This is a genomic window from Microbispora hainanensis, assembly GCF_006874475.1.
Lineage (GTDB): Bacteria > Actinomycetota > Actinomycetes > Streptosporangiales > Streptosporangiaceae > Microbispora > Microbispora hainanensis.
Map to the genome: position 1 here is coordinate 1 of NZ_VIRM01000106.1, position 5341 is coordinate 5341.

Below are 5341 nucleotides of genomic sequence, written 5' to 3' on the forward strand. Positions count from 1 at the left end.
TGGAGCTGGTATTCCTGCCGACCTACGGCTCCTGGCTGAACTGGATCGAATCAGAGTTCGCCGCGCTGCGGTACTACGCCCTGAACGGCACCGACCACCGCACCCACGATGAGCAGAACGCGGCGATCGGCGCCTACGTCCGCTGGCGCAACGCCCGAGCCCAGCCCAAGACCAACTTCGCCGCCAGCTCACCGATCAGAAGCTGGACCAGTTACCCGGCCAAGGTTGCGTGACGGGCCACTAGGAGGTCTCATGTCCCTGATCGATGAGCTGTCCAAGGCGCACGCCGAGCTGGAGGCATGGCGCGACGTCGACACCGCTCTGCACGCGTTCCTGGTCGCGTCGGAGGCGGCCAGAGCCATGGAAGGCGCGAGCGCCCCAGAGGAATTTCCGGCGTGGGTCTCGGCCGGAAGCGCCGCGTTCGAGGGAGCGTCGGCGTTGAGGTCGGTTCCCGCCACGGCGTACGAGATGCCGCTGGTCTTCAAGGACGCCGACGACCGGTCGGCTGTCACAGAGACGATAGCTGCCCTGGGCGGGCTTCTCCGAGAGGTGATGGCCGAAAGGGCTCTCGATCTGAAGACCCCGGACGCCCGGCTTGCCGCGCTGACCGCCTCACGCTGCGGGACCCGCATTCAGCTTTTCCTGGGCGGGTGAACGGCCATGACCACCGTCTTCGGCGACTTCTTGCGTGAGGCGTCCGAGCAGATGAACACCGCCGTCTACTGCGCGGAGCGCTCCATTTCCGGCGTCGCCGCCATCGCGACGATCGAGCCGGCGCGCCGGATGACGACGGTCCTGCTTCGATACGTGGACGATCTCGCGCCTGAACGCGCCCCCGCGCACGAGCGGCTGTCCCATCTGTGGGATCGGGTGAACCACCCGCGTGTCCTGCTGCAGGAAGCCGACGTGATCCTGCGCGACCTCGACCGGCAACTCGCCGGCCGGAATCGCAACACCTCGCATCCCGTCCCGGTCCATGTCGCCGGCGCCGCGCTCGCCCTCGGCACCGGCCATGACCTGCTGAAGACGCACTACAAGCCACGGTCGGACTGGGCGAACGCGATCGAGGACATGGGCGTCCGGCACGCGGTGCTGGACGTCGTGGCACGCCAGGCACAACTTCTCGGCCGAGTCATGCAGGCGGCCCGAGCCGAAGTGCGCAGGGCGGGTCTGGACAGCGTACGGCTCGACCGGTTGGTCACCGCTCTGCAGACCGCGGGTGACATCGCTTTCCGGGTGACGGCGCCGGGCGCCACCGAGACGCTGGCCGCCGTACCCCTCAGGGCGACCCAGCCACCGTCCGCGCTACCTGCGACCGCTTCGGTCGAGCAGCTCTGCGCCGGGATCATCACGAACGCCGAGGGCATACGCACGGCCCAGCACGAGGCGGAAGGACAGCTGTCGTCCGCGGACTGCCGACGCAACGCCACCGCCGCCGTCGTGGCCCTCCACTGCGCCTACCAGGCCGTCACAATGCTGACCCGGCGGCACACCGAACTGCATCCCGCCCGCGAACTACTTGTCCGCCGCACGCTACGCCTGTCCGCAGAAGGCCTTCACCGTGTGCTCGACCGCTGGCAGGCCATACGGCACCGCTGGCAGCGGCTCCTGTTCGACCAGCGACGCCCGAGCCCCGCGGATCACCTTGACCAGATGACCATTCGCATGGGCCGTCTCATCTCGACCAACCCGGAGTGGACTTTCGAGCTGCGGAACCTGCCGACGCTGAAGTCCCCAGCCGAGCTGGCGCCGACGACCGCGGACATGTCGCAGATCCTGCTTTCCGTCCGGCACGCCGTAGAAGCCCTCGCCGTACTCGGCCATCGTGATCTGGCGCAGGTCACCGCCCCTGGCCAGATCGAAGCGATCCACGCGATGTCGAGAACCACCGCTGCCGTGAACGGCCAGGTGGGAGCATCCGCGGTACGCGCCCTCGTGGGGGCGTACCGAGACGTCGTCGGCTACACGAACGCGGTGCTTGCGGATCTGAATCGAGCTGCTCTCGATACGGCGACGCCCGCGGAGCGCCCGCGCGTCATGGTCGCGCTGTCCATCCTTGACCGCCGCCGGAATACCGCCCTGGTCTCGGCACTCTTCGACGACACCACCGTGGTCAACAGAGCGACGGCATCGCAGTACACCTCGAACGTCCCAGAGGTCCCCGTTCGCGCGGTGACGGCAGCCTCGAGGTCCAATTCCGACGGCGGGCGGCAGGCAAGCAAGCCGGCGAGGTAGTGGCGGGGGAGCGACGCTCATCGCCCCACCTGTTGAGCCGATCGGGTGCAGTGCATCACCGGGTTCTCCGGGCCAGTCCCCAAGCAAACCGGTGACGAACTCACCCGCGAGGACATAGGCGATTTCGTGTGTGGCGGCTCCAATTGAACACGAGGGATGGCCGGTCCGGTTAGCGCGGAGGAGCACCCCGATCACTACCGGCACGACAGCGGAATCAGCGTGAGCTGGGCCTGGCACGAGGCACCACGGCAGAACGTCCCCCTGCCGGACCAGGTGCACAGGCCACGTTCGGCAGGCCGCCGCCGCGGAGCAACCGGAGTCGGACTCATGCTCGTGACGCTGTACGTCACCACCACCGTCACTCGCGATGAGGCCCAGGCCGTCGCCGTCGCTGCCGCGGAAGCCTCTCGCATCCCGCATCGCCGGCTGTGGGGCAGCCAGTCCGCCGGCTTCGCCACCACCTTGCCCTGCGGCACCTGCCCAGCCGAATGAATTGCGCCGAGTTTTGATGTTCACCGGCTTTCGTGGAGTCCCTTTGGTTGACTGGCATGCCTGAACCCCCAAGAGAGGTCAGCATCCCCCCGAGTTCCGTCGTAAAATCCTGGACCTGGTGAAGGCTGGGCGCAGAACTTATCGCGGTTGTTGATCGGTTTCGGCGGCGTGCTGCACACCGTAAGACTCAATCAGTGAGACCAGGCGTCACCGGGAATGCGATAGAGGACGCGCGGCGTCGCGAACCAGTCCCGATCGAGAAACCGCCCCGTGATTCGCCCTGCCAAGATCAGGAAACTCTCCACCGTCTGCCGGAAGCCGGCATCCCAGCCCACTTCCAGGTCTCGCGTACACTCCTGGAACTCTTCGATCACCCCCAGCGTGCCTATGAGCTTCCCGTCGAAGTAATAGAGCATTCCTTCATTGCTGAGCTCGTAGATGTCAGCCATATGCTTATGGGTGAAAATACGCCTCGCGGACGCGCTCGCCTCCTTTTCGAATGAGAGACTTCCGCTCATGGCGACCGCGACGGACCAGTCCAAGGAGTGCGCCCCGATCCAGAGCAGATTGTTCTGTGTGTCGTCCCCGGCCCGAGCGAAAGCCGCATCGAGATCACAAGGAATGGCAGAATCCGGATCCGCCCGAAAACATGCGGCAGCCCGGCCGGTGTCAGGCACGTCGATCCATGCCACATCGAACCAGCTGTTCAAGCCGTATTCCTCCAGGAGATCCCACTGGCTCTCGGCGGGCATTGCCCGCGACATGTCCGGCATGTTACTCCTTCAATTATTACGAATATCGATGAGGTGGAGGCCGTCAGACGATCGCCTCCACCTCATGGACATCCTAGTCAAGCGGATTCTTCGCGACCGGTGCGAGCATCGTCCGGCCGCACGGGTCCCCCACCGCTATCTCACGATCTTGACCCAGAACTGGCTGCCGGGTACGACCCGATAGTCGGCGTAGAACTTGTCCAGAGCCGCCCCGTGCGCGTCATTGTGGTCGTTGCTGACGGCTTGGATGGAGTAGTTGCCATCCCTCTTTCCAGCTCCTTGCTCGGTCGATGCGAACGGATACTCATCACACGCCACGCTCTTCTTCTGCGGGACTCCGTAAGCCACCTTGTCAGGATTTGCATACTTCTCTCCGAAGTAGTATTTGCAGTAGTTGACATAGGTGAGATGCCAGGGCTTCACGTCCTCCTTGTCGAGATCCGGCCAGCGCCGTTCGGCAGTGGTCCCCACGTCCGTGGTGAACTGCAACTTCTCGAAATGGCGACGGTTGTAGTTCGCCTTCTCCGTGTTCACTTTGATCAGCGGAGGGCTGTTCGGGTCTTTCCAGTCGCCGTAGATCGTCTTGCTCTCGGGAACCATGATGCTGGTTCTCGCGGGCGGAAACTCGGGCTTGCTCCAGTCGTGGCGGGCTCGCTTCGGCGGCGCGGTGCCCGCGTTGACGTTCGGATCAAGCGCCTTCTCGATATGCTGGATGACTTCGAGGAAGTTCGTGTTACCACTCTTGGACATCACGAACACTCGTGGCACCGAGGCATTTATGCAGCCCCCCTTCCGCTGGCGCGGCCCCCAACCGGCTTTCTCCCAGTCACATTGGACCACGGGCACCAGTTCCGTGTACGGGTAACCGTCCCATTCACTGACGGGGATCCCGGAACCGTGCCGGAGAACCCTGTTCCTCTCGACCTTGTAGCGGGTGTCGACCAGTTTCCGGTTCCAGAGTGGGATGGCCAGGCCCGACTTCTGGTCCTCACCCGGGATGAAGACGACGACACCGACCTCGCACCGGTGAACACCGCTGGTTATCCCCTCCCATCCGAAGATGTACTCGGCGTCGGAGTAGGCATTCCATTCCCAGACGTCAATGGGGCTTCTGGGCCCGCTTTGATAGCGACACGCCCCCGCCCCAGGGCCGGGGTGGACGCCCATCTTTATTCCGCTCAGATCGCTCGACGGCACCTTCACGCTGCCGTTGCCGTCCACGACTGCGAACCCGTCGAGCCGGGTGAATATCTTGAACGTCTGAGCCGACAGCTGGCCCTGAGAGAATTCTTTCCCGCCCGCGTTACCGAGGAAGGTGTGCATGACCCAGGTGGCGCGGAAGCGGAACGCGTCGTCGTCCTCGACCTCGACCGACTGCCCGTTCTTCTTCTTCGCCTTCTTGAGCAACGACCGCTTCGCGGCCCTCACCATCGCGCCCGTGAACGGATTTTCGGCGAATTCCAGGACGTAGATGTAGGACGACCAGCAGTAGTTGTAGGTGGATTCATGGATTCGGGACTGACCGAAAGCGTACTCCCCCTTCATCCAGGTCACGTACGTGTCCGCCTTGTCCCCGTCGTAGTTGTCATCCAGGGCCAGGCAGTCCTCCAACTGGATACGCTTGTAGAAGCTGCCGTCATCCGCGGCGGCGGTGGAAGAGGCGCTCGTTGTGATGCCGGGCGACGTACGAGCCGGGCTCACCTTGCCGGACGGCACTGCCGGAGCCTCAGCCGCCTGGGCCTGCGTGAACAGGTCGGCGACTCCGGCCGCCGACAGCGGACGCTGGTACACCATGGTCTCGTCGATGGCTCCGGCCATGGCCGCGCCGATCCGCAGCGGGG

General features: G+C 64.6%; 5 protein-coding genes and 1 pseudogene. 4 read left to right on the forward strand and 2 right to left on the reverse strand.

Translation table 11 applies throughout. The features are described 5' to 3' along the window. From FLX08_RS39485 to FLX08_RS41075, 4 genes and pseudogenes are all read left to right on the forward strand, one after another. Positions 1 to 233 (forward strand): annotated as a pseudogene (locus FLX08_RS39485) (hypothetical protein); the annotation flags it as partial. A gap of 19 nt (positions 234 to 252) precedes the next feature. Then, positions 253 to 654 carry a hypothetical protein gene (locus tag FLX08_RS39490; protein ID WP_142625374.1) on the forward strand — a complete coding sequence of 134 codons (402 nt, stop codon included), beginning with the start codon at positions 253 to 255 and terminating at the stop codon, positions 652 to 654. Between the two features lie 6 nt (positions 655 to 660). Then, positions 661 to 2235 (forward strand): hypothetical protein, encoded by a 1575-nt coding sequence (locus FLX08_RS39495; RefSeq protein ID WP_142625375.1) that lies wholly within the window; start codon positions 661 to 663, stop codon positions 2233 to 2235. A gap of 327 nt (positions 2236 to 2562) precedes the next feature. After that, positions 2563 to 2727 (forward strand): hypothetical protein, encoded by a 165-nt coding sequence (locus FLX08_RS41075; RefSeq protein ID WP_167530765.1) that lies wholly within the window; start codon positions 2563 to 2565, stop codon positions 2725 to 2727. 191 nt (positions 2728 to 2918) lie between these two features. On the opposite strand, the gene FLX08_RS39500 is transcribed toward FLX08_RS41075, so the two are convergent. Both FLX08_RS39500 and FLX08_RS39505 read right to left on the reverse strand, forming a co-directional pair. Further along, the gene (locus FLX08_RS39500; RefSeq protein WP_142625376.1) at positions 2919 to 3500 is read right to left on the reverse strand and encodes a hypothetical protein; all 582 of its coding nucleotides are present in this window, start codon (positions 3498 to 3500) and stop codon (positions 2919 to 2921) included. Between the two features lie 135 nt (positions 3501 to 3635). Next, positions 3636 to 5341, reverse strand: a 1706-nt coding sequence (locus tag FLX08_RS39505; protein WP_208761974.1) for a NucA/NucB deoxyribonuclease domain-containing protein, incomplete at its 5' end; no start/stop codon positions are given.